The organism is Shewanella sp. 1180_01 (genome assembly GCF_052850535.1).
On sequence record NZ_VXCT01000133.1, the window covers coordinates 1 to 1,467 of the forward strand.

Below are 1,467 nucleotides of genomic sequence, written 5' to 3' on the forward strand. Positions count from 1 at the left end.
GGCGCGGTTGATTGCGGGGGCAGCGACACGCAGTGCTTCACTACATATGAGGATTTTAGAGGGGTTGGTTGTTGTTTTATTAGCGGGCTTTTAGAGGGCGTTCATAATTTTGAACGCTATATATGTTTTTGATTATAAATAATTATTTTCCTTACTTTCTCAGAGGGGCAAAAATTAGGTGTGCTCGGATATACCAACTTTAACAAATCGATTTTGTGATCCTTTGATCTTTGTTGAATGGGCCGATATTTTGCCTCTATTGGTAAGTGAGTTGCTATATAAAGTGGAGAACAGTGAGGGGAGAAACCTACTTTTAGTCTGAATACATCAGAGCGTCGCCGCCTAGGCATATCGTTTCGTTCTAGCTTTATTGCAAAATCACTTAACTGATAACTAAATCATTCAAAATTTGCTAACCGGGAAGTACTGCATGCAATGACGGTGATTTTACGCAGTACTCGATATGATTATGCATTATCTTCTTTTTATTCCTGCCTCTAAGTATGCAAGGAATAGTGGTTTTGAAAGTCTCGCAGCAGAATACCAGCAGTTGAGCTTAAGTCTTGATGAGCTACTTGTGCAGCATCCTAGCTCCACGTATGTGGAGATTACCGAGGGGGATTTGATGCTGGGTGAGGGGATTTATGATGGTGATTTGCTGATTGTAGATCGGCATATTACTGCACAGCATGGAGCTGACTTTATTTTGTTAATTGTGAACAGCCGCCTGTTGATTTGAAAATTCTCAATTAAAAGTGCCCAGTTTGGATTGACCAGTACATAATCAGTCAAATGATTGATGTGCATACTAAAGTAAAAGCAGCTAGGCTTTACATCGTGGCTTCATTAGCCAACTGCGTACTTAGGTGTAAAGCTTTAGTTTATACACAGCGCCAAGGCGTGTCCTTAAGGAAGATACTATATTGAAGGGATCTATATGCAATCGTTTAACTATCCATTATCTCTAGTTACGTTATTTGCGCTGTCCTATGCCGCCCAAGGATTTGCAAATACTCAAGTCGATAAGGACGCTTACCTTATTATTGGTGGTGGCACCATCATCAGTATGCAAGCGGGCATGAAAGGAGCTAAAAAACCTGATAAATACATTTATAACGAGGACTATTCTTTGCTGGTTAAAGGCAATGTCATTGAGTCTATCGCAAAAAATGCTGATATTAAGGCCATGGTGCCAAAAGGCAAAAAAGTCGATTATTTAAATCTGAAAGGGCAAACCTTGTTACCTGGTTTTATTGAGCCCCACGCCCATTTGCAGCTCACGGTAGCAGGGGCGAAATTTACCAATTTAATGCCGTGTTTACCGGATAAATATCAAAAAACGTATTATCAAGACTATCAGTGGCTCTACAACACCGGTAAGAAAGACAAGAAAGATAACTGCCTACTTTATATTGATAAGGCAATTAACACCCTAGCGAACAGTACTGCTATCGATGGCTGGCTCAT

1 protein-coding gene and 1 pseudogene are annotated in these 1,467 nt (G+C 40.4%); both read left to right on the forward strand.

Annotated elements, in window-relative coordinates; all coding sequences use genetic code 11:
• Nucleotides 1-463 precede the first annotated feature (463 nt).
• Complete coding sequence (locus FW758_RS24425) at nucleotides 464-739, forward strand: S24 family peptidase (RefSeq protein WP_012196987.1); 276 nt, start codon at nucleotides 464-466, stop codon at nucleotides 737-739.
• Between the two features lie 198 nt (nucleotides 740-937).
• Nucleotides 938-1,467, forward strand: a pseudogene (locus FW758_RS24430) (amidohydrolase); the annotation flags it as partial.